This window comes from Dinghuibacter silviterrae (assembly GCF_004366355.1).
Lineage (GTDB): Bacteria > Bacteroidota > Bacteroidia > Chitinophagales > Chitinophagaceae > Dinghuibacter > Dinghuibacter silviterrae.
This window is the reverse complement of the sequence record NZ_SODV01000001.1, coordinates 3,487,411-3,507,240: the sequence shown is the minus strand read 5'-3', so window position 1 is coordinate 3,507,240 and position 19,830 is coordinate 3,487,411. Positions and strand designations below refer to the sequence as shown.

The 19,830-nt window shown below is 58.5% G+C and carries 19 protein-coding genes; 11 read left to right on the top strand and 8 right to left on the bottom strand.

From position 1 onward, the window contains the following. Nucleotides 1–69 precede the first annotated feature (69 nt). From EDB95_RS15125 to EDB95_RS15110, 4 genes are all read right to left on the bottom strand, one after another. A complete protein-coding gene (locus EDB95_RS15125) occupies nucleotides 70–858 on the bottom strand; it encodes an alpha/beta fold hydrolase (protein WP_133994640.1) in 789 nt (262 codons plus the stop codon). Further along, nucleotides 855–1,307, bottom strand: coding sequence for an SRPBCC family protein (locus EDB95_RS15120; RefSeq protein WP_133994639.1), 453 nt, complete (start codon nucleotides 1,305–1,307; stop codon nucleotides 855–857). Before EDB95_RS15120 ends, EDB95_RS15125 begins: the two co-directional genes overlap by 4 nt. Further along, the gene (locus tag EDB95_RS15115) at nucleotides 1,288–1,629 is read right to left on the bottom strand and encodes an ArsR/SmtB family transcription factor (protein WP_133994638.1); all 342 of its coding nucleotides are present in this window, start codon (nucleotides 1,627–1,629) and stop codon (nucleotides 1,288–1,290) included. Before EDB95_RS15115 ends, EDB95_RS15120 begins: the two co-directional genes overlap by 20 nt. A 99-nt stretch (nucleotides 1,630–1,728) precedes the next feature. Next, a complete protein-coding gene (locus EDB95_RS15110) occupies nucleotides 1,729–2,580 on the bottom strand; it encodes a glycoside hydrolase (RefSeq protein ID WP_133994637.1) in 852 nt (283 codons plus the stop codon). Nucleotides 2,581–2,627: 47 nt separating this feature from the next. On the opposite strand from EDB95_RS15110, the gene EDB95_RS15105 reads away from it, so the two are divergent. Together EDB95_RS15105 and EDB95_RS15100 are read left to right on the top strand one after the other, a co-directional pair. Then, complete coding sequence (locus EDB95_RS15105) at nucleotides 2,628–3,146, top strand: DNA alkylation repair protein (protein WP_133994636.1); 519 nt, start codon at nucleotides 2,628–2,630, stop codon at nucleotides 3,144–3,146. Nucleotides 3,147–3,201: 55 nt separating this feature from the next. Further along, complete coding sequence (locus EDB95_RS15100) at nucleotides 3,202–3,651, top strand: SRPBCC family protein (protein WP_133994635.1); 450 nt, start codon at nucleotides 3,202–3,204, stop codon at nucleotides 3,649–3,651. Nucleotides 3,652–3,783: 132 nt separating this feature from the next. Here the strand turns inward: EDB95_RS15100 and EDB95_RS15095 are convergent, their stop codons facing one another. Both EDB95_RS15095 and EDB95_RS15090 read right to left on the bottom strand, forming a co-directional pair. After that, on the bottom strand, nucleotides 3,784–4,821 hold the full coding sequence (locus tag EDB95_RS15095) for an NAD(P)/FAD-dependent oxidoreductase (RefSeq protein ID WP_133994634.1): 1,038 nt from the start codon (nucleotides 4,819–4,821) through the stop codon (nucleotides 3,784–3,786). A 1-nt stretch (nucleotide 4,822) separates the two neighbouring features. Beyond that, a complete protein-coding gene (locus EDB95_RS15090) occupies nucleotides 4,823–5,479 on the bottom strand; it encodes a YdeI/OmpD-associated family protein (RefSeq protein WP_133994633.1) in 657 nt (218 codons plus the stop codon). Between the two features lie 39 nt (nucleotides 5,480–5,518). Here EDB95_RS15090 and EDB95_RS15085 point away from each other — a divergent pair, with 39 nt between their 5' ends. The 8 genes from EDB95_RS15085 (at nucleotide 5,519) to EDB95_RS15060 (ending at nucleotide 16,700) form a co-directional block, all read left to right on the top strand. Next, complete coding sequence (locus EDB95_RS15085) at nucleotides 5,519–6,565, top strand: hypothetical protein (RefSeq protein WP_133994632.1); 1,047 nt, start codon at nucleotides 5,519–5,521, stop codon at nucleotides 6,563–6,565. Between the two features lie 174 nt (nucleotides 6,566–6,739). Beyond that, nucleotides 6,740–8,068, top strand: a complete 1,329-nt coding sequence (locus tag EDB95_RS15080) for a TolC family protein (RefSeq protein ID WP_133994631.1) — start codon at nucleotides 6,740–6,742, stop codon at nucleotides 8,066–8,068. 9 nt (nucleotides 8,069–8,077) lie between these two features. Beyond that, nucleotides 8,078–9,256, top strand: a complete 1,179-nt coding sequence (locus EDB95_RS15075; RefSeq protein WP_133994630.1) for an efflux RND transporter periplasmic adaptor subunit — start codon at nucleotides 8,078–8,080, stop codon at nucleotides 9,254–9,256. A 3-nt stretch (nucleotides 9,257–9,259) separates the two neighbouring features. Continuing rightward, on the top strand, nucleotides 9,260–12,505 hold the full coding sequence (locus EDB95_RS15070) for an efflux RND transporter permease subunit (RefSeq protein WP_133994629.1): 3,246 nt from the start codon (nucleotides 9,260–9,262) through the stop codon (nucleotides 12,503–12,505). Continuing rightward, entirely contained in the window at nucleotides 12,502–15,786 is a 3,285-nt protein-coding gene (locus EDB95_RS15065) for an efflux RND transporter permease subunit (protein ID WP_133994628.1), read from the top strand. The genes EDB95_RS15070 and EDB95_RS15065 overlap by 4 nt, the downstream gene beginning before the upstream one ends. Before the next feature lie 56 nt (nucleotides 15,787–15,842). Beyond that, on the top strand, nucleotides 15,843–15,995 hold the full coding sequence (locus EDB95_RS27320) for a hypothetical protein (RefSeq protein ID WP_162852620.1): 153 nt from the start codon (nucleotides 15,843–15,845) through the stop codon (nucleotides 15,993–15,995). Between the two features lie 17 nt (nucleotides 15,996–16,012). Next, nucleotides 16,013–16,168 (top strand): hypothetical protein, encoded by a 156-nt coding sequence (locus EDB95_RS27315; RefSeq protein ID WP_162852619.1) that lies wholly within the window; start codon nucleotides 16,013–16,015, stop codon nucleotides 16,166–16,168. A gap of 52 nt (nucleotides 16,169–16,220) precedes the next feature. Then, complete coding sequence (locus EDB95_RS15060; RefSeq protein WP_133994627.1) at nucleotides 16,221–16,700, top strand: DinB family protein; 480 nt, start codon at nucleotides 16,221–16,223, stop codon at nucleotides 16,698–16,700. A gap of 178 nt (nucleotides 16,701–16,878) precedes the next feature. On the opposite strand, the gene EDB95_RS15055 is transcribed toward EDB95_RS15060, so the two are convergent. Further along, entirely contained in the window at nucleotides 16,879–18,063 is a 1,185-nt protein-coding gene (locus EDB95_RS15055) for a collagen-like domain-containing protein (protein WP_133994626.1), read from the bottom strand. A 140-nt stretch (nucleotides 18,064–18,203) separates the two neighbouring features. Further along, entirely contained in the window at nucleotides 18,204–18,911 is a 708-nt protein-coding gene (locus tag EDB95_RS15050; RefSeq protein ID WP_133994625.1) for a M15 family metallopeptidase, read from the bottom strand. A 36-nt stretch (nucleotides 18,912–18,947) separates the two neighbouring features. On the opposite strand from EDB95_RS15050, the gene EDB95_RS15045 reads away from it, so the two are divergent. After that, the gene (locus tag EDB95_RS15045) at nucleotides 18,948–19,823 is read left to right on the top strand and encodes a PfkB family carbohydrate kinase (protein WP_133994624.1); all 876 of its coding nucleotides are present in this window, start codon (nucleotides 18,948–18,950) and stop codon (nucleotides 19,821–19,823) included. The last annotated feature ends 7 nt before the right edge of the window (nucleotides 19,824–19,830 follow it).

Here is a 19,830-nt window from a genome sequence, read left to right as displayed (position 1 = left end):
CGGCGCGGGCGCGGCCGGCGCGACGTGGGCGACCGACGTGGGCGACGCGGTGCGGGCGGCGATCCCGCACTACTGCGCGTTCAGAAATTCCTCGATCACCGGCAGCGCCGGCGCAGCATCGCCGCTCATAACCTCCCCTATATAGGCCCCGTGCCCCCCGGGAAATATCGCGAGGCGCGCGTGCGGCAGTCGGCGATACATCTCCACCGCGTGTTCGGGAGTGATCACATCCTTGTCACCCATCATGATCAGCGCCGGCGCCTGTATCGAGGCGATGACGCTGTCCGGGATGTCCTTAAAGTGCTCCATCCGTTGCCGGTCCTGTTCGAACATCGTCTGCAAGGCGCTGGAGTCGGGACGGATCTTCAGGAACGCTTCCTGGTACACCTTCGGCATCTGGTCGAGGGTCGCGTGGGCAAAACCCGCCCAAAACGCAGGGGGCGATCCCCCTCTTTTGTACATCGAGGAGGCGATGACCAGCCTGCGAACAAGCTCCGGGTGACGGATCGCGATTTGAAAGGCGGTCGTGCCCCCGTTGCTAAAGCCGAAAATATCCGCCTTGCCGATGTGCAGGCGTTGGAGCAAGGCGGCCACGTCGTCCGCGTCCTGTTCGAACGTGGTCGGCCGTCCGTCGCGGTTGTCGCTGTGGCCGTGCGCCTGGAGCTCCACGGCGATGACCTCGTGGTCCTTTGTCAGCGCGGGCAGGATCCTGCCAAAGGAGGTCTGGATCGTTGACCCGCCCCCGTGGATCAAGACCAGCGGCTGGCCGGCACCGTGGATTTCATAATACATGTGCAGGCCGTTGACCGTTGCAAATGATCCGGTTTGCGCAAAAAGAAAGGCGAGGAGGAATATCATACTCTCACGCTTTTAAGATACGCAGCGAGTTTATCGGCATTTTGCTTTTGCCCTTCGTCCGCTTTGAAGGTTTTGACTGTCCGGATAAACTCTTCTTCCGATTCGAAAAGCATGTCCCAGGTCAGGTGCGTCTTGTCGCCCAGTGCCTCGAATTCGACGGTGGCCACAAACCTGGGCGCGGAGTCGTGTTCGTACACGAGTTTTTTCAGCGGGACGACTTCTTTGAAAACACTTTTGTTTTTGTAATCCGTACCGTCCGGTCCGTGTAACACGAGTTCCCAGTCGCCGCCCTTCTTCACCTCCATGGTCTGGATGGTACACGTGAACCCGTTGGGTCCCCACCACTGGCAGATGTGTTCGGGCTTTGTCCAAACTTCCCAGAGGAGTTCCACGGGGGCGTCAAACGTCCGGGTAAGCGTCATGCCCCGGTTACTTTTTGTGTGCTCCATATCGTTCTTTTTTTAGTTTTTCCACGTAGGCTTCCATCGCGTCCAGCTTATTCTCCCAGTGCTGCCGGTACTGGTCGATCCACACCGACACCTCCCCCAGGCTGTCCAGCTTTGCTTCGCAGATCCGGTCCCTCCCCTGCTGCGTCACTTTTATCAAACCGCAATCCTTCAGGATCTTCAGGTGCAGCGAAATCGCCTGCTGGCTCAGGTCAAACTGCTCTGTGATCGTCTTCATATTGCAGGGTTCCTTCGCCACGATGCCGATGATCGCGCGCCGTGTCGGGTCTGCAATGGCCTGGTATACGTCCCGTCGGGCTATCATAATGTACAAGTAAGTGCTTGTAAAATTATGTACAAGTATTTACTTGTGCAAATTTATTTTTGGCGAACATCCAGATTATCGCGCGCCACCGGCTGGGCTTTAAGGGCGGCGATCCCGTCTGACAGGACGGAGGTTTTTAGCGTAGTACACGTCGGCGGGATTGTGATGGCCCAGGTAGACGCGTTCCAGGAGGTGGTAGAGGACGGGATCGTAGGCCTTGAGTTCATCGGGGGTCTGGACCCGGGTATCGCCGTCGTAGAATTCGATGTTGGACCAGAACCACCATTGGGTACCCTCAGCCCAGTATTCGGCCACGGTGTTGATGGCGTACTGCCCTTTGTAGAGGCCCCTGGCCTTGGCGGTGTCGTAGGCGACGTGGATCTCGCGGTAAAGCGTGGTGTCGCACACACGTAGAGCGTTCATGATGTTGTGGCTGAATTCATGGACGAGGATGTTTTCGCCGTAGTAACGGGTGCCGGGATAGCCCAGGAGGTTTTCCTCGGCGCAAGAGGTAACGGTGCCGCCCATCCCACGGGCTCGCCGGTTCCAGTATTCACGATCGGTCATGCTGGCGATGCCACCGGGTTTGTCGTAGTTGTCGCGTTCGCCGGGGGTCAGACGGGGGTCGTCGCGGGTGGGCTTTTTCCAGGACCGGCGCTCGGGGAGGTCGGTCTCCATTTCGCTTTGTGCCATGACGAGGACGCGGGCTTTGTGCTGGATCAGGGTAGCGCGCACATCAGGGCGCTTCACGAGCATGTAGTTGACGATGTCTCTCGCGACTATCAGCGCCGTGTCAGGCGCCTTTTCGGAGGATACGATGGGGATGCCGCCGGCGTCGGTATATTTTTTATAAAAAGTATCCAGGCCGAGGGAATCCGGTGGAGCGCCGAGGTGTTGGGCGGACAGGCGGGCGGTTATGGTGAGCAGGACGATCAGGAGGGGGAATCTCATGGAGCTAATCTCCGCTTTTTCCGGGGAATTGACCGTATCTTGTTTGTATGCCCCTCCCCGAGATCATGTCCCAACTGGAGGCGCTTTCAGACGAAAGCACCCGGAAAATCATGCTGAAACACGGGATCAGAGAACCCCTGTTTGGCGTAAAGATGGAGCACCTGAAAAACCTCGCCAAAAAGCTCAAAAGAAACCACGACCTGTCGCTGGCCCTTTTTGCGACAGGGAATGCGGACGCCATGTACCTGGCGGGGCTGGTGGCGGAACCGGCGAAGATGACGGAGGCGGAGCTGCGTACGTGGGTCAGCCAGGCGTTGTCGCACAGCATCAGCGAATATACGGTGCCGGGTATCGCAGCGGCGGGGCCGCACGGCGCGACCCTGGCGATGGAATGGATCGATGCCCCCGAGGAACACATCGCGGCGGGCGGGTACGTCCCGGAACTGACCGAAGAAGCGATCGCGGTGGCGAGGTCTATAGGGGTGGTATATGTTGATATGGGCGACACCGCCTGCAAGGTGCCCGAAGCCGAAGGCTACATCCGAAAAATGTTGAAGCGAAAATAAATTTGCGTAACCGGATGGTTTTATTTTATATTTGAGTAACCAAATGGTTACAATTATGCAAACAGCGTCAATAGCAGGCAGGGAGCCTGTGGTGGTAGAACGTGCTTTTGCCACGACCAAAGACAGGGTCTGGAGGGCCCTGACCGAGCTGGACCAGATGAGGGTCTGGTATTTTCCTCAAATAAAAGACTTTCGGGCGGAGGTGGGTTTTGAAACGGAGTTTACCCTCTCGCACAAAGGAAAGGATTACATACACCAATGGCGGGTAACGGAGGTCGTCCCGGGTCGAAAAATCAGCTACGAGTGGGCCTTCGGGGGTTACCCCGGCACCTCGCTGCTGACCATCGAGCTATTCGAGCAGATGGGCGCGACCTGGTTGCGGCTGACACACACGGGGATCGAGACCTTCCGGGGTGACCTTTTCCCCGATCTTTCGCGCGAAAACTTTGTCGAAGGCTGGACCAGTTTTATTGGCACCTCTCTTAGAAACTACCTGGAGGTCTAACGTTGGGTGATGGTCCGCTCCCATCACAGGGACTTTTTTGCGCCTTATATTCGCGTCAAGTTATAGCTTGACAATAAAGGCTAAAGTAAACGTATAACTTGACGCGAATATAAGGCGCAAAAAAAGCTACCCCTACCTCGACAACATCCTGGCATATCTGCCCACATCTGCCGCCCCTAAGATGGGGCTCCCTTGCGTAAGGTGGTCGACTAATTGCCGCGCAAAAAAGGGCGCAAGCGAACACCCCTTGGTCCCCATACCTCCGAGGATGCCTATCTGCGGGTGTACGGGGTGCAACCCGACAAAAGGTTTTTGCTCGACGGTGGTGGGGCGGATAGATGCTACATGATCGACGACGTCGAAGGGCACGCGGAGCCACTCGCGAAGTGCCTTTTCGGTTCGCGTGCGGAAAGCGGCAGTGGGCAGGGCGTCTGGGTAATTCCATTCATAAGAGGCGCCGGCCCAAAAGCGGCCGCCGCCGAGGGGAACGAGGTTTTGGCCCATTTTAAAAACCGCCTCGCCAGGTAGATCGGGGATCTCCAGGAGGAGGGCTTCTCCCTTGCTGGGGGAAAATGGCAGGATGCCAAACCAGGATGCGGACGTACCCGTCATTCCATCGCAAAAAACCAGGTGCCGGGCGCGGATGTCTCCATAGCGCACGCCGGTGGGTTCGAGTGTTTCGTGCGTAAACGGCGCTTCCAGAAGAAGCCCGCGCATGCGGAGGTCGGCCCGGACATCGTCCAATAGGGACGAAAGGTCGACGAGGGCGCAGGGGCGGATGATGCCGTAGCCGAAGCTATAGTTAAAAAAGGGCGACCAGTCGCGTTCGTCGGAGGGGAGGGCTAAAAAAGGGGAGGCCGCCACGCGCTCCATAAACACCACCCGTGCATCGGGCCCCGGGAAGAAGGACACCATCTCCGTCTCGCGGATATAAGACCGCCCCAGGATATCGGCGTAAGCCACCCGCGCATGCGCAAGAAGCTCGGGCGCCATCCACGTGGTCACCACGCGCTTCCCGGTCACGGGATTGATGAGCCCGGAAGCCACACGGGAAGCGGAGGAAGGGCGGGCGTCGTCGAGGACGATGTAAGAGAGACCGGCGCGACGGGCTTCGAGGCTAAGGAAAGTGCCGGCAATGCCTTGGCCGATGATAAGAAGGTCGACATCCATACTATTGGTTCCGGGGGTTTTTCCATCCCTGCCCGAGACGCTCTACGGTGCCGGCTATGCGCGCGGCGCGGGTCTCGGGGCGTTTGGCGGTCACGATCCATTCGAGGTATTCGCGCCGGTGGGAAAAGGCGAGGGAATCGAAATAGGCGCGGGCATCGGGGGCTTTCCGGAAGGCCTTTTCAAGGTCTTCGGGGAGGCGTGTCGTCCGGGCGGCGCGGTCGGCGTATTCGTCGACGGGATTGACAGCCGGCTTGGACGGTTTAGGTTTAGACGGCGAAGATTGCAGACGGATGCTGAAGGCCGACCAGGTATCGTCAAACGAAATCAGCGTAATCCACTGTATGTTTTTGTGCGATAGGAGCCCTTCCCATCCTTTGTCGCGGGTGAGGTCGGTTTGGATGCCGGAGGACCCTTTGGGGTAATAGATCCAGCAGAGGACGTCGTCTTTCAGGAGTCCAAGCACCTCGTCGAGTCCGGCTTCCATTTGCGCTTTGTTGCGGACGAACCAGTGGATCTGTGCGTAGTCCTTGGTGTGGTTGGAGACCTTGACGCCGGCGGGCAGGGGCGCGAGGGCGTCCGCAAAGCCGTCGGGGGCGTGTAGGGTGCGCAGCGTCATCCCTTCGGTGATGCGTAGCTTCTGTGCGACAGACTGGGGCATGGCCAATATTTGTGCAAAAAAAAGTGTATTTTTTGCGATATGCAAGAACTATTCTCGGTACTGGGATGGGTCGGCGGCGGGGTATTCGTGTTCTATTGTATAGGACAGGTGGTGGCCCGCAGGACGGTTTGGGTAAGTAAACGTTGGGAGAACGGCCCGGCTACGGGGGATCTTTGTTATTACCTCCCGACGGCAAGTCTTTTGCTCCGGATCACGGCAAAGATCCTGGTGACGCGGTCGGCGGCGGACAACAAAGTACTGGACGCGTCTTTGCTGGAAGTGGAGGTGGATCCTTGCGTAAACCTGGAACCGGATGAGGAATACCTTTATGTATTGCATTACCGGCCGTTTCCGTTTTCAAATGACGTGATGCGGTGGTCGGTCAACCCGGCGGGTCTTTTGGAAAGTGTCTCGTCGACGACGGAGGACCGGATCAGCCAGATCGTGACGGAGCTGGGCGGCCAGGACACCGCGCCCCAGGGCGTGCTGGCAGCGGCCGCGCCTATTGCGCAAGGCCCGATTGCGGCCCCGCGGGATACGGGGGTTTTCGTGGAGACGCAGGAGCACAAGAACGCATTCCTTATACTACCGTCCGAACTTCGTTCGGGCAACTTTAGCCGCACCTGGACGATCCACGCGGAGGGGCCGGCGGATAAGGCGATACAGGTGGATGCGTCGTTCACGGGGCGGCTACCGGAGGGCACCGCCGGTGGGGCGGCGACGGGCAGCGGCGCCAGCGCGGCGGCGGACGGCCCGCCCCCGCTCGTCCGCGGCCTCCTCACCCGCCCGCTCAAACCAAAGGTCCTGGAGCTCGATGCCCCGCGCAGCGGCAAACACCTCCTGAGTGTGGCGATCCTGGTCCCGGACCATACCCGGTGGATGACGGTGCCGGTGCTGCGGTTTCCTTTTGTAAAAAATATGTACGCGCCGAAGTTTACGAGCGGCATCCTGGTGGAAAATGCGATCGATAAGCCGAGCGAGGTGGAGGGCTTCCTATCGATACCGGTAAATGTGCTGAAAGCGATTTTCTCGATACCGGCGCAGTTGTTCTCGTTTACGGTGACGCACCTGCGAAGGGGCAAGTGATTCCATCCGCTAGCCCCGATTTTCCGCCGCCAAAAAGATTTTTTTCGGGCGTCTGGGGGTAAAACCCCTAATTTTACCGTCACAAGTTGGGTGCAAGTAACAAGCCGGGTTAACCGCCGGCAGTGGTATGCTTTTTACCCATTCTTGCGTTTGTTAACAGTATAAAAGCGCAGAGTGACCAAACGCCTAATCCTCCTCATTTTTACAAGCGCGGCAAGCTATGCAGGCTTTGCCCAACAAACCCCTCCCCCGGATACCCCGGTTTTTACGCTGGATCAGTGCATCGCTTATGCGTTGAAGCATGAGCCGACGCTGAACGAAGCGATCCTGAGCCAGGCGGTTCAGCATTCGACGAACGCGATCAGCCTGGCGGGCTGGCTGCCGCAGGTGAATGCGTCGGGGAACCTTCAGCATTATATCCAGCAACCGACGACGTTTGTCTCGAACGGCGCGGGGGGATATACGAAGGAAAAAACGGGTGTGGTGAACACGTTTATCCCTACCCTGTCGGTGACGCAGGCGATCTTTAGCCCGACGTTGTTGTCGGCGGCGAAGATTGCTCCTTTATATAATAAGGCGGCGTTGCAGGTGACGGACAGTACGCAGATCGGGGTGGTGACGAGTGTGAGCAAAGGTTTTTACAACCTGTTGCTGACGCTGGAACAGATCGATGTCTTAAAAGAAGATACGGCTCGGCTGGACAAGAATTTGAGCGATACGTACCATCAGTATATCGGCGGGATCGTGGACGAAACGGATTATGACGAGGCAAAAATCGAGCTGAACAATTCAAAGGCGCAGTTGAAACAGTCGACGGAGAATGTGTTGCCACAGTACGCGGCGCTGAAACAGGTGATGGGTTTTCCGCCGGATTCGCAGTTTAACGTGCGGTTTGACACGGCGCAAATGATGCGGGACGTGGCGTTTGACACGACGCAGGCGTTGCAGTATGACAAACGCATCGAGTTCCAGCAGTTGATGACGGCGAAGAATATCCAGCAGCAACTGACGCGGTATTACCGGACGGCGTGGTTGCCGACGCTGAGTGCGTTTTACGATTACAATTACGAATTCGAGAGCAATACGACGTCGAACTTTTTTGCGCAGTCTTACCCGAACTCGTATATCGGGTTGTCGCTGAGCATCCCGATCTTTACGGGTTTTGCGCGGGCCCAAAGCCTGCACCGGGCGCATTTGCAGGAACAGGAACTGGACTTTGAACAGGTGCGGCTGGTGTCGGAGATTTATTCGGAGTATACGGCGGCGCTGGCGAATTACAAGGGGAACTATTATAACCTGGAGATGATGCAGGAGAATACGGACCTGGCGCGCCGGACGTATAAGATCGTGAGCCTGCAGTATAACCAGGGGGTGGTGGCGTACCTGAACGTGATCACGGCGGAGTCGAACCTGATCTCGTCGGAAATCGGATACCTGAATGCGTTGTTCCAATTGCTGTCGAGTAAGATCGATTTGCAAAAGGCCATGGGCTATATACATTAAAACATTACTATGCAAAAAGTGGTATTGAGCGGAGCCTTGCTGACCAGCCTGGCCCTTCTTAGCTGCAACAGTCAAACAAAGCCCGCGGGGGACAATAGCGTCCCGGTGAACCTGATCACGGTAAAACCGCAGGGCGTTTTGTATTACGACAAGATACCCGCCACGATGGCGGCATTGAGCGCTGTGGACCTGAGGGGCCAGGTGCAGGGGTATGTCACGGGGATCTTCTTTACGGAAGGCCAGCACGTGGCGAAGGGTCAAAAGCTGTATGAGATTGACGAACGTCTGTATACGGCGGCGGTGGACCAGGCGCAGGCGAACCTGAAGGTGGCCCAGGGCAACCAGGTGCAGGCGCAGCAGGACGCGGACCGGTACCAGTACCTGAACACCTATAACGCGGTGGCGAAGCAGACCCTGGACCATGCGGTGATCGCGCTGCAGAATGCCAAGAACCAGACGGCGGCGGCGGAACAGGCGGTGAAAACGGCCGAAACCAATCTGACGTATTCGATCATCCGGGCGCCGTTTGACGGGACGATCGGGTTTAGCCAGGTCAAGCTGGGGAATACGGTGACGGTGGGGACGACGATCCTCAATACGGTGTCCACGGACGACCCGATGGGGGTGGACTTCCTGATCAACGAAGCCCAGTTGGGGCACTTCGAGGACCTGAAGGAACACAAACAGCAAGACATCGATTCGCTGTTTACGATCATATTGCCGGACCACACGGTATACCCGCACGTGGGGCGGATCTCGGTCATCGACCGGGCGGTGGACCCGCAAACGGGGACGATCCGGATCCGCGTGGAATTCCCGAACCCGAAGTTTGCGCTGCGGGCGGGGATGAGCTGCGTGATACGGGTGCACAACCAGGAACTGACGCCGAAGCTGGTGGTGCCGGCGAAGGCGGTGGTGGAGCAAATGGGCGAGTACTTCCTGTATGTGGCGAAGGACACGGTGTATAAGGCGCAGGCCGGCGGCAGCGACACAGCGCACGCGCGTCTCCGCTCCATCCAGGTCAAGGTGACCCTCGGCCAAACCATCGGCCCGAACGTCATCGTCGAATCAGGTATACAGGAAGGCGACAAGATCGTTGTTGACGGGGTCCAGTCTATCCACGACGGGTCACCCATCACGACGGCGAACAAAGCAGCGCCCGCAGCAACGGGCGGTAAGGGGAGATAACTTATGATTGCCAATACGTTTATCAAGCGGCCGGTCACGGCAATCGTGATCTCTATTGTGCTGGTGCTGACAGGATCGATCTGTATCCTCAACCTGCCCATCGACCAGTACCCGGACATTACGCCCCCGGTGGTACAGGTGACGGGTCAGTTTACGGGGGCGGATGCGCAGACCGTGGAACAAACGGTGGCCACGCCCATTGAAGAACAGGTGAACGGCTCGCCGGGCATGGAGTACATGCAAAGCAACAGCACCAACAACGGGCAGATGACGATGAACGTCACGTTTGACATTGGGACAAACATCGACGTGGCGGCGCTGGACGTGCAAAACCGGGTGTCCATCGCACAACCGCTGGTCCCCACGGTGGCGAGCCGGCTGGGGCTGATCGTCCGCGCGGTGAACCCCAGCATGTTGATGATGGTGGCGATTTATTCGCCGCATTTGTCGCACAACATTACTTTTCTGGACAACTATACCAACATCTTCGTCCAGGACGCCCTTTTGCGTGTGCCGGGGGTGGGGACCATCAACCGGTTTACGGACGACTTCAGCATGCGGGTGTGGATGAACCCGCAAAAGATGGCGAGCTACGGCCTCACCGCCCAGGACATCATCAACGCCCTGAACGCCCAGAACGTCCAGGTGGCGGCGGGTTCGGCGGGGGTACCGCCCCAGGCGCCGTCCCAGACGTACGAGATCGGCATCCTGGTAAACGGCCGTTTGAGCAAGGTGTCGGAATTTGAAAACATCATCGTCAAGAATGCGCCCGATACCGGCTCCCTGGTATTCCTGAAAGACGTGGCGCGGGTCGAATTGGGGAAATTTACTTTTGCTTCCAATTCCTTTGTGGACGGGATCAGGGCCAGCTATCTGCAGATCTACCAGGCGCCGGGCAGCAATGCGTTGAAAACGGCGCAAGGGGTGTACAACGAATTGGCGCAGTTGCGGCAGTTTTTCCCGGCGGACGTGGAGTACTCGGTGCCCTTTGAATCGGTGACCGTGGTGAAGGTGTCGATGTCGGACGTGGTCAACACGCTGCTGCTGACGCTCGGGCTGGTGGCGATCGTGGTTTTTCTTTTCCTCCAAAACTTACGGTCCACGATGATCCCGGTCCTGGCGATCCCCGTGTCGATCTTTGGTACTTTTTGCTTCTTTATCCCCCTCGGTTTTACGATCAATACCCTGACGATGTTTGGCTTTGTGCTGGCGATCGGGATCGTGGTGGACGACGCCATCATCGTGGTGGAGGCGGTCCAGCACTATATCGATGAAGAGGGTATGTCGGCGAAGGAGGGGACGTACCGCGCCATGAAGGACATCTCGGCGCCCGTGGTGGCGATCGCGCTGATCTTAGCGGCGGTATTCGTGCCCGTGGGCTTTATCCCCGGGATCGTGGGCCGGTTGTACCAGCAGTTTGCCATCACCATCGCCATTTCGGTGATGATCTCCGCCTTTATCGCCTTATCGCTTACCCCTGCCCTTTGCTCATTGCTCTTAAAACCAACCAAAATCAAAAAAGAGGCCAAGGGGTTGAACAAGCTTTTCTACAAGTTCAACACATGGTTCGACGGGTTGACCCATCGGTATGGGCGGGGGGTGCAAAAAAGCATCCACCACGCCCGCTATATCCTCATCCTGCTGGTGTGTGTGTGCGGAGCGGCCATTTACCTGTTTGAGAAAAAGCCCACGGGTTTTATCCCCTCGGAGGACGACGGGAACCTGTATGTCACGTACCAGTTGCCGCCGGCCTCGTCCACGGCCCAGTCGGTATCCACCATGAACCGGATCATGAAGGTCGTGGAGAGCACGCCCGGGGTGGCGCACTACGCGGCCCTGTCGGGGTTGAACGTGATCAACAACGCGTCCAATTCCAACTGCGGCACCATCTATATCCAGTTGCAACCCTGGGAACAACGGACCACCGACGACGAACGCGTACCGGGGATCATGACGGTGCTGCGCAACCGCATCGCGGACGCGGGGATCAAGGGGGCGAACGTCGAGGTGATACAGCCCTCCCCTATCCCGGGGGTCGGCGCGACCGTCGGGTTTAGCTTCCAGATCGAGCAACGCAATACCCAGGACGACCTGCACGCCTTTGAAAACGTGGTCAACCGGTTTGTCACGGAGGTCAACAAAAACAAGGCGATCACCGGGGCGTATTCGTTTTACTCTTCGCATACGCCCAGCTATAATGTGGACGTCGACCGGGACAAGTGCGAAAAGCTCGGGGTGAACATCAACGACGTGTTTACCACGATACAGGCATTTATGGGCAGCCTGTACATCAACGACTTTACGACCTACAACCGCACTTTCCACGTGGTGGTGCAGGCGGATACGGCTTTCCGGACGATGGTGACGGACATGAACAAGTATTATGTGCGGAACTCCGTGGGGAACATGCTGCCCCTGGGGACGCTGATCACCTATCATCCCACCGAGACGGCGCCCCTGATCTCGCACTTCAACATCTTCCGTTCCGCGGAAATCGACGGCGCGTCCACCCCGGGGTACAGCACCGAGGACGCCATCGCGGCCCTCAAGGCCACGGCGGATACCCTCCTGCCCCAGGGTTATGCGTACGAATTCTCGGGGCTGAGCTACGAGGAAATCAAGGCGGGGTCGATGACCACGTATATCTTCCTTTTCTCCATCACCTTTGTCTTCCTGTTCCTGGCGGCCTTGTACGAAAGCTGGTCGGTGCCCTTCTCGGTCCTGCTGGCGGTGCCCATCGGCGCCTTTGGGGCCATCCTGACCCTGTTTTTCGTCCCCAGCCTCACGGACAACGTCTATGCGCAGATCGGGTTGATCACGCTGATCGGCCTGGCGGCCAAAAACGCCATCCTGATCGTGGAGTTCGCCAAGGTCCGCGTGGACCTGGGGGAAGACGTCATCGAGTCTACCCTGCAGGCCGTGCGGCTGCGGTTACGCCCCATCGTGATGACGTCGCTGGCGTTTATCCTCGGGGTCATGCCGCTGGTCCTGGCCACGGGCGCGGGCGCGGTGGCACGGCGGACCATCGGCTTTACGGTGCTGGGCGGGATGACCGCGGCGTCGACGATCGCGATTTTCGTCGTGCCCGTTTTGTTTGTACTGATCACCAAGGCCTCCTACGGCAAAGAAAAATTGCAATGGCTCAAAGAACACCATGAGGATTTGAAGGAAAAGGCGCGCAGGGTGGAGGCACAGGAAATTGATCCCGCGCTTGAATTTGAGATCCAAAAGGCAAAAGAACTACAATGATCGCCAATACGTTCATCAAAAGGCCGGTAACCGCGATCGTGATCTCCGTCGTGTTGGTGATCACGGGGTTGATCGCCATGCTCAACCTGGCGGTGGACCAGTATCCCGACATCACCCCGCCGAGCGTATCGATCAGCGGGCAGTATACGGGGGCGGACGCCCAGACGGTCGAACAGACCGTGGCCATCCCCATCGAGGAACAGGTCAACGGGTCCCCGGGGATGGAGTATATGCAAAGCACGAGCACCAACTCCGGCGGGGTCAATATTTCGGTGACCTTTAACGTGGGGACCGACGTGCACATCGCGGCCCTGAACGTCCAGAACCGGAAAAACATCGCCACGCCCCTGCTGCCGTCGGTGGTCAGCGCCCTGGGGATGACCGTCCGCGCGCGCAACCCGAGCATGCTGATGATGGTGGCGGTGTACTCCCCCAAGGCGTCGCACAACATTACCTTCTTAGACAACTATACCAGCGTCTTTATAGAAGACGCCCTGCTCCGGGTACCGGGGGTGGGTGACGTACAGGCGCGTACCGACAACTTTAGCATGCGCGTGTGGATGGACCCCAACAAAATGGCCAGCTACAGCCTAACCCCCACGGATGTCGTCAGCGCGCTGAAGAACCAGAGCGAATACCTCGCGGCCGGGTCCGTGGGCGCGCCGCCCCAACCCAACAGCCAGTCGCACGAATACTCCATCCTCGTCAACGGCATGCTCAGCAAACCGGAGCAGTTCGAGAAAGTGGTGGTCAAAAGCAATCCCGATTCCTCCCGGATCGTCTACCTCAAGGACGTCGCGCGGGTCGAGCTGGGAAAGTTCACCTTTTCGAGCAACGCCTTTATGGACGGCCACCGGAGCTCCACCCTGATGGTGTACCAGACCCCGGGCAGCAACGCCCTGGAGACCGCGGACAACGTCTACAAGGCGCTGGATGAGTTGAAAAAGTCTTTTCCTGCGGACGTAGACTATGCCGTACCGTTCGAGAACATCACCATCATTAAGGTGTCCATGCAGGAAGTGTTGGGCACCCTGCTGAAAGCGCTGGCGCTGGTGGCCATCGTGGTGCTGCTTTTCCTTCAAAACTGGCGCTCCTCGCTGATCCCGATCCTGGCCATCCCCGTGTCGATCATGGCGACCTTTATCACCTTTATCCCGCTGGGCTTTACGATCAATACGCTGACGATGTTCGGCTTCGTACTGGCGATCGGGATCGTGGTGGACGACGCCATCATCGTGGTGGAATCGGTTCAGCACTACATCGACCATTTCCACATGTCGGCGAAGGAAGCGACGTACCAGGCCATGAAGGAAATCTCGGCCCCTGTCGTGGCGATCGCGCTTATCCTGGCGGCGGTATTCGTCCCCGTGGGTTTTATACCGGGGATCGTGGGCCGGTTGTACCAGCAGTTCGCCATCACCATTGCCATTTCCGTCATCTTCTCGGCGTTTATCGCGCTGTCGCTGACACCCGCCCTTTGTACCCTTTTGCTCCGGCCTTCGCACCTCCAGACGCAAAAACGCGGGATCGTGCTGAAGTTTTTCGACTGGTTCAATAACGGATTTGACCGGATGACGGGGAGGTATGCGAACGGCGTCCGCCGGTGTATCCGTCAATCGAAATACGTGGTGATCCTGCTGGTGTGTATCTGCGCCGGCACCTACCTGTTGTTTAAATACAAACCCTCCGGTTTTATCCCCGGGGAGGACGACGGCCGTATGTACGTCACGTACCAACTGCCGGAAGCCTCCTCCACGACGCAGTCGGTGGCGGTGATGCACAAGCTGATGGGGATCGTATCGGGCACGCCGGGCGTCGGTCACTATGCGGCCATCAGTGGGTTTAACATCCTCAACGGCGGCGCAACGTCCAACAACGGGTCGTTTTTTGTCATGCTCAAACCGTGGGACCAACGCACGGACGACAGCACCCGTATCCCCGGGATCATGAACGTCCTCCGCGCGCGGATCGCCAAGGCCGGGATCAAGAACGCCATCATCCAGGTCGTCCAGCCGCCCCCCATCCGCGGGATCGGCCAGGCCTCCGGTTTCAGCCTGCAGATCCAGCAGGGGAATACCTCCGACGACGTCCACCAGTTCGAAACCGTGGTCAAGAAGTTTGTGGCCGAGGCGCACAAGATCCCGTCCATCTCCTCGGCCTTTAGTTACTACGGGGCGCATACGCCGACGTACAACCTGACGGTCGACCGGGACAAGTGTATGAAGCTCGGGGTGAGCGTCACCGACGTCTTTTCGACCATGCAGGCGTACATGGGCAGTCTTTTTGTCAACAATTTCACGCTGTACAACCGGACCTTTCACGTGGTGGTACAGGCCGATACCAATTTCCGGGCGTTGATCGACAATATGAACAAGTACTACGTGCGGAACTCTGTCGGCCAGATGGTGCCCCTCAGCACCCTCATCCGGTACGAACCCACGGAAACCACGCCCCTGATCCAGCACTTTAACATCTTCCGTTCGGCCGAGGTCGACGGTTCGACGCCCCCCGGGTACAGCACCGGCCAGGGGATCGAGGACATCAAAGCCCTGGCCGCGCGTGCGTTACCGCAGGGGTATACCTACGAGTTTTCGGGGCTGAGCTACGAAGAAATCAAGGCAGGGTCCACCACCGTATACATCTTCCTGTTCTCCATCGTTTTTGTCTTTCTTTTCTTAGCCGCCCTGTACGAAAGCTGGTCGGTCCCCTTCTCGGTGATGCTGGCCGTGCCGATCAGCGCGTTTGGCGCCATCCTCGCCCTGACGCTGGTGCCCCGGCTCACCAACAACGTCTATGCGCAGATCGGGCTGATCACCCTGATCGGGTTGTCGGCGAAAAACGCCATCCTGATCGTGGAATTCGCCAAACTCCGCGTAGACCGCGGCGAGGACCTGATCCGGTCCACCATCGAAGCCGCCCGGCTCCGGTTGCGCCCGATTATCATGACCTCGATGGCCTTTATTTTCGGCGTCATGCCCCTGGTACTGGCCACCGGCGCGGGGGCCGTGGCGCGCAATACCATCGGGTATACGGTCCTGGGCGGGATGATCGCGTCTTCGCTGCTGTCCATATTTATCGTGCCCGTGCTCTTTGTACTGTTCACGCGGTTGTCTTATGGCAAAAAACAACTGGCCTGGCTCAAGGATCATCATGATGACCTCATGGAAAAACAACGCCGGGTGGAGGCGCAAAACATCGACCCCGCGCTGGAGTACGAAATCGAGCAGTCGCACCTGGAGAATAAGCGGTCCAGGGACGAATGGGGGCAAAAGTCCGTATAAAAACGGATTGCAAGGGTAAGGAAACCGATCTATATTGATCCCCTCAATTCATTTATATGGAACTCCTAACCAAAAAAGAAATGAAAGGGATCATCGGGGGATACTACCCCTGTAAGGTCACCACCGATTGCCCGGACTATTGTACCGGTAACCTCGTCGAGGGGTATATCTGCGAAAGCGGTGTTTGCAAGTACATCATTTGTCCCTAACCATGTAAACACAAGCCATGGAAATCCTCACAAAAAACGACATGAAAGCCATCAAGGGCGGCCTGCAAACCTGTTCGACGATAGAGTCGTGCCCATTGCATTGCAATGGCATCCTGGTGCATGGCTTCACCTGCATCAACGGGGTTTGCTATTACGTTCTTTGCAACGGATAAAGTTGCTGACATAAGGCTGTCACAAGTGCCATTTTCTTTGTAAAAAAAACAAATGGCACAAGTTATTATTACCCCCGACGCCTTCCTGGATCATTGGCAAAGCCACCGCCGCCTCACCCGCCGCGTGATCGAAGCCTTCCCGGAAGACCAGTTGTTCACCTATTCGGTCGGCGGCATGCGCCCGTTTTCCGGCCTGGCATTGGAAATGATCCACATGGCCAGACCGGGTATACAGGGTTTTGCCACCCGCCAATGGGAGGGCCTCGGGAGTCATGACCGCGCATCCAACCCTTCCACAAAACAAGCCCTCCTGGACCTTTGGGACGATACGACCAGGCTGATCGACACCGTTTGGCCGCAGATCCCGGAGGGCCGGTTTCAGGAAACGGACAAGATCTTTAACGCGTACGAAGGACCGGTATACGGCGGGCTTTTATACCTCGTCGACAACGAAATCCACCACCGCGGGCAGGGCTATGTGTACCTGCGGAGCCTGGGGATCGAGCCGCCGGCATTCTGGGACCGACGGTAACTTTTTATGCCGGCGCGTGAACACCAACAACAGCAGGGATAAGAGCCCCAGGATCAACACGATCCCCATGCCGTAACAAAGCAACCACGCAATAAAACGGAGCTTTTGTTCTTCTTCTCTTTCATTGCCATACATACCTACATATACGCGAGGTATATGTAGGTATGTTGGCTTTGTCTTATGGTTTTATTCCGTAGCGGCTGCACAGTTCCTGGTAACTTGGCGGTGTCGCATTTTCGCCAATCCCACCGGGGATAAGGACGACCCGGTAGAAGTATCCGTAGGCAGTACCCGATTGTAAGTAGGTACCCAGGACGTCCGCGGTCTGGGTGGGCGTCTCGTTGTTCATCCGGATGGTGATGTTGCCCGTAGACAGGTTGTACGAAAAGGCGAGGTTGACGTATTCCGCGTTGATAGCCCCCTCTTGCTGGTCAAACAGGTTCACCGGCAGTTGATAGTCGCCATTGACCGAGTACGAGCCCGGGGGTAACGCCGCCCGCACATATACCAGCACGACACCGCTCGAACCGATGTTGGTGTCGGCCGCCAATGCGCCTACGTGAAAGGTATAATCATAGGTATAATATACGGCTAAGGACGGCCCCGGATAAGCAGCGAGTGTCCAGCTCGACGAATTGAACCCTACCCAATTGTAATAGATCACGCTGTCCGGTCCGGCCGGGCCGCGGAGGCTGCAGGCCGCATAGCCCCAGCCGTTCTGACCTTTTGGCCCGTACAGGGAGTCGTTGGTTTCGTCGATGTAGTAGTCGCCGACGGCACCCGTGTCGTTTAGGGGGAGGTTGGGGCCGGTGTGGATCACGGAGCCATTGGTGCCATTCGTACCGTCGTTGCCTTTGGGGCCCGCCGGACCCGTTGCACCCGTCGCGCCTTGCGCCCCCTGCGGACCTGCCGGGCCCGTTGCGCCTTGCGGACCCGCCGGGCCTGTAGCGCCTGTTGCACCGGCAGCGCCCGTCGCGCCTGCTGCGCCGTTAGACCCATTCGCGCCGTTCGCGCCCGTTGCACCCGTCGTGCCCTTCAGGGATATGGCCGTCCCCCAGCCCGAGTTCGTTTTGGGCCCGTACAGCAGTACATTGGCGAGGTCGATGTAAAAATCTCCGACATTCCCTTCACTGGCCGAGGGAGCGCCGCTCCCGCTGAGGATCTGGCTGCCCGCGGGGCCTTGTGCGCCCGTGGCACCGGTCGCCCCTGCCGCTCCCGGTGCGCCAGGCGCCCCTGCCGCACCGGCGGCGCCGGCAGCCCCCGCGGGCCCGGCAGGACCGGATTTGGTACATGATGCGAGGGCGAGCAATAAGAAGATGGCCCATAAAATGCCGCCGCATTTACGGGAAAGAAGAGGTAGCATAGCTGTGGTTTTTTGTGTTTTTAATTAATCAGGATAGCTTACATATAGACAAAATACTACTTACCTCCGGGCCGCGGGGGGCAATGGTGTGGAGAACGGAATTTTATGGGCGAACGATAAAGATGGAGGGGGCAAGCGTCTCAGCGCGCCGATGTCAGCGCTTCAAACGGAATATCCGTCACGGGATAATCCCTCCAGCCCGCGAAATCGAAGTGCCACCACTCGTGCGGATAGACCAGGAACCCATGCCGGAGCATCGCGTCCTGCAACAACTTCCTGTGGCGCAACACGTCCGGGGGCAGGTCGGCGTAGGTGGCGGAGGCCTTTTCGGTAAAGTCGTCAAAGGGCGTCGGCATGGCCACGTCCTTGCCGGTGCGCCGGTCGACCAGCGTAAGGTCGACCGCACACCCCCGGTTGTGGCGGGAGCCCGTATAGGGCGAGGCGACGTAGTTGGTGTCGTGGTAGGCCTCGTAAAAGGCAACGGTGGCGGCGTAGGGCCGGTAGCCGTCGAATATTTTCAGGGCGTACCCCTCGCGTTCCAGGTCTTGGTCCACGGCTTTTAGCGCCTCGGCAGCGGGTTTGCGCAGAAAAGCGGCGGCCATGGTATAGACGGGGCGGTGGAGGAGGTTGTCGGCAGTGGCGTAGCGGATGTCCAGGCGGAAGCCCTTCAGCGGGACCAGGGCCTGGCGCGGGTCCTGCCGGACGGAGGCAAAATAGACGGCAGTGTCGTGGACGGTGGGGAGGCCGTAGTGCGGCGTGGCGGCGCTTTGCGCCTGCGCGGCAGTACAAAGCACCAGCGCGGCGGCGCAGCGCATCGCCGCGGCGAACAATGCGACAGCAGTCTTCATCGCGGTAAGGTAACGATTCTTTAACTTTGCAGTGCTATGGATATTTGCTGCATAGGACACGTGACCAAGGACACCGTGATCACACCTTACGACACCCGGGAGCTTCCCGGGGGAACGGCCGTTTATTTTTCCCACGCATTGGCGCACCTGGGACACCGGTATCAGCTCGTGACGGCCCTCGGGGCTTCGGACACCGGGCTGCTGTCGGGGTTGCGGGCGTCGGGCGTCCAGGTCCGCGTGTTGCCGAGCGCGCATACGGTTCATTTCGAAAACCGGTACGGGAACGACCCGGACCAGCGGACCCAGCGGGTGTTGCAGGAGGCCGACCCTTTCCGGGCGCGGGACTTGGAGCACATCACAGCGGGTGTTTTTCACCTGGGGCCCCTGCTGGCGGAAGACATACCCGCCGAGGTCATCCGGTTGCTGGCCACCAAGGGGGACCTTTCGCTGGACGTACAGGGCTTTTTAAGACGCGTACAAAACGCCCGTGTGGTGCCCACCGACTGGGCCGCCAAAAGGGAGCTCCTGCCGTTTTTCCGTTACCTCAAGGCAAGCGAAGAGGAAATGCGCGTCCTGACGGGCCAGGACAGCCCGCTCCGGGGTGCCCGTGTGTTGCACGAATGGGGCGCCCGGGAAGTGATCATCACCATGGGCAGCAAAGGATCGCTCATTTATAATGGCGAGCATATTTTTGACATACCCGCTTTTCCGCCCCGCACGGACCGCCCGGACGTCACGGGTTGCGGGGACACCTATATGGCCGGCTACCTGCTGAGCCGTCTCCAGGGGGCCTCCGAGGCGGAAGCCGGGGCTTTTGGCGCAGCCATGGCGACGCTCAAGATCGAGGCCGGCGGACCCTTTACGGGGACGCCGCAGGAGGTGGGGGCGCTGCTGGCGAGACACGCCGCGTAGCGAGACG

Excerpts from the sequence above, each read along its gene's own strand:
- EDB95_RS15125 (WP_133994640.1), bottom strand. The coding sequence starts at position 858 with ATGATATTCCTCCTCGCCTTTCTTTTTGCGCAAACCGGATCATTTGCA.
- EDB95_RS15120 (WP_133994639.1), bottom strand. The coding sequence starts at position 1,307 with ATGGAGCACACAAAAAGTAACCGGGGCATGACGCTTACCCGGACGTTT.
- EDB95_RS15115 (WP_133994638.1), bottom strand. The coding sequence starts at position 1,629 with ATGATAGCCCGACGGGACGTATACCAGGCCATTGCAGACCCGACACGG.
- EDB95_RS15110 (WP_133994637.1), bottom strand. The coding sequence starts at position 2,580 with ATGAGATTCCCCCTCCTGATCGTCCTGCTCACCATAACCGCCCGCCTG.
- EDB95_RS15105 (WP_133994636.1), top strand. The coding sequence starts at position 2,628 with ATGCCCCTCCCCGAGATCATGTCCCAACTGGAGGCGCTTTCAGACGAA.
- EDB95_RS15100 (WP_133994635.1), top strand. The coding sequence starts at position 3,202 with ATGCAAACAGCGTCAATAGCAGGCAGGGAGCCTGTGGTGGTAGAACGT.
- EDB95_RS15095 (WP_133994634.1), bottom strand. The coding sequence starts at position 4,821 with ATGGATGTCGACCTTCTTATCATCGGCCAAGGCATTGCCGGCACTTTC.
- EDB95_RS15090 (WP_133994633.1), bottom strand. The coding sequence starts at position 5,479 with ATGCCCCAGTCTGTCGCACAGAAGCTACGCATCACCGAAGGGATGACG.
- EDB95_RS15085 (WP_133994632.1), top strand. The coding sequence starts at position 5,519 with ATGCAAGAACTATTCTCGGTACTGGGATGGGTCGGCGGCGGGGTATTC.
- EDB95_RS15075 (WP_133994630.1), top strand. The coding sequence starts at position 8,078 with ATGCAAAAAGTGGTATTGAGCGGAGCCTTGCTGACCAGCCTGGCCCTT.
- EDB95_RS15070 (WP_133994629.1), top strand. The coding sequence starts at position 9,260 with ATGATTGCCAATACGTTTATCAAGCGGCCGGTCACGGCAATCGTGATC.
- EDB95_RS15065 (WP_133994628.1), top strand. The coding sequence starts at position 12,502 with ATGATCGCCAATACGTTCATCAAAAGGCCGGTAACCGCGATCGTGATC.
- EDB95_RS27320 (WP_162852620.1), top strand. The coding sequence starts at position 15,843 with ATGGAACTCCTAACCAAAAAAGAAATGAAAGGGATCATCGGGGGATAC.
- EDB95_RS27315 (WP_162852619.1), top strand. The coding sequence starts at position 16,013 with ATGGAAATCCTCACAAAAAACGACATGAAAGCCATCAAGGGCGGCCTG.
- EDB95_RS15060 (WP_133994627.1), top strand. The coding sequence starts at position 16,221 with ATGGCACAAGTTATTATTACCCCCGACGCCTTCCTGGATCATTGGCAA.
- EDB95_RS15055 (WP_133994626.1), bottom strand. The coding sequence starts at position 18,063 with ATGCTACCTCTTCTTTCCCGTAAATGCGGCGGCATTTTATGGGCCATC.
- EDB95_RS15050 (WP_133994625.1), bottom strand. The coding sequence starts at position 18,911 with ATGAAGACTGCTGTCGCATTGTTCGCCGCGGCGATGCGCTGCGCCGCC.
- EDB95_RS15045 (WP_133994624.1), top strand. The coding sequence starts at position 18,948 with ATGGATATTTGCTGCATAGGACACGTGACCAAGGACACCGTGATCACA.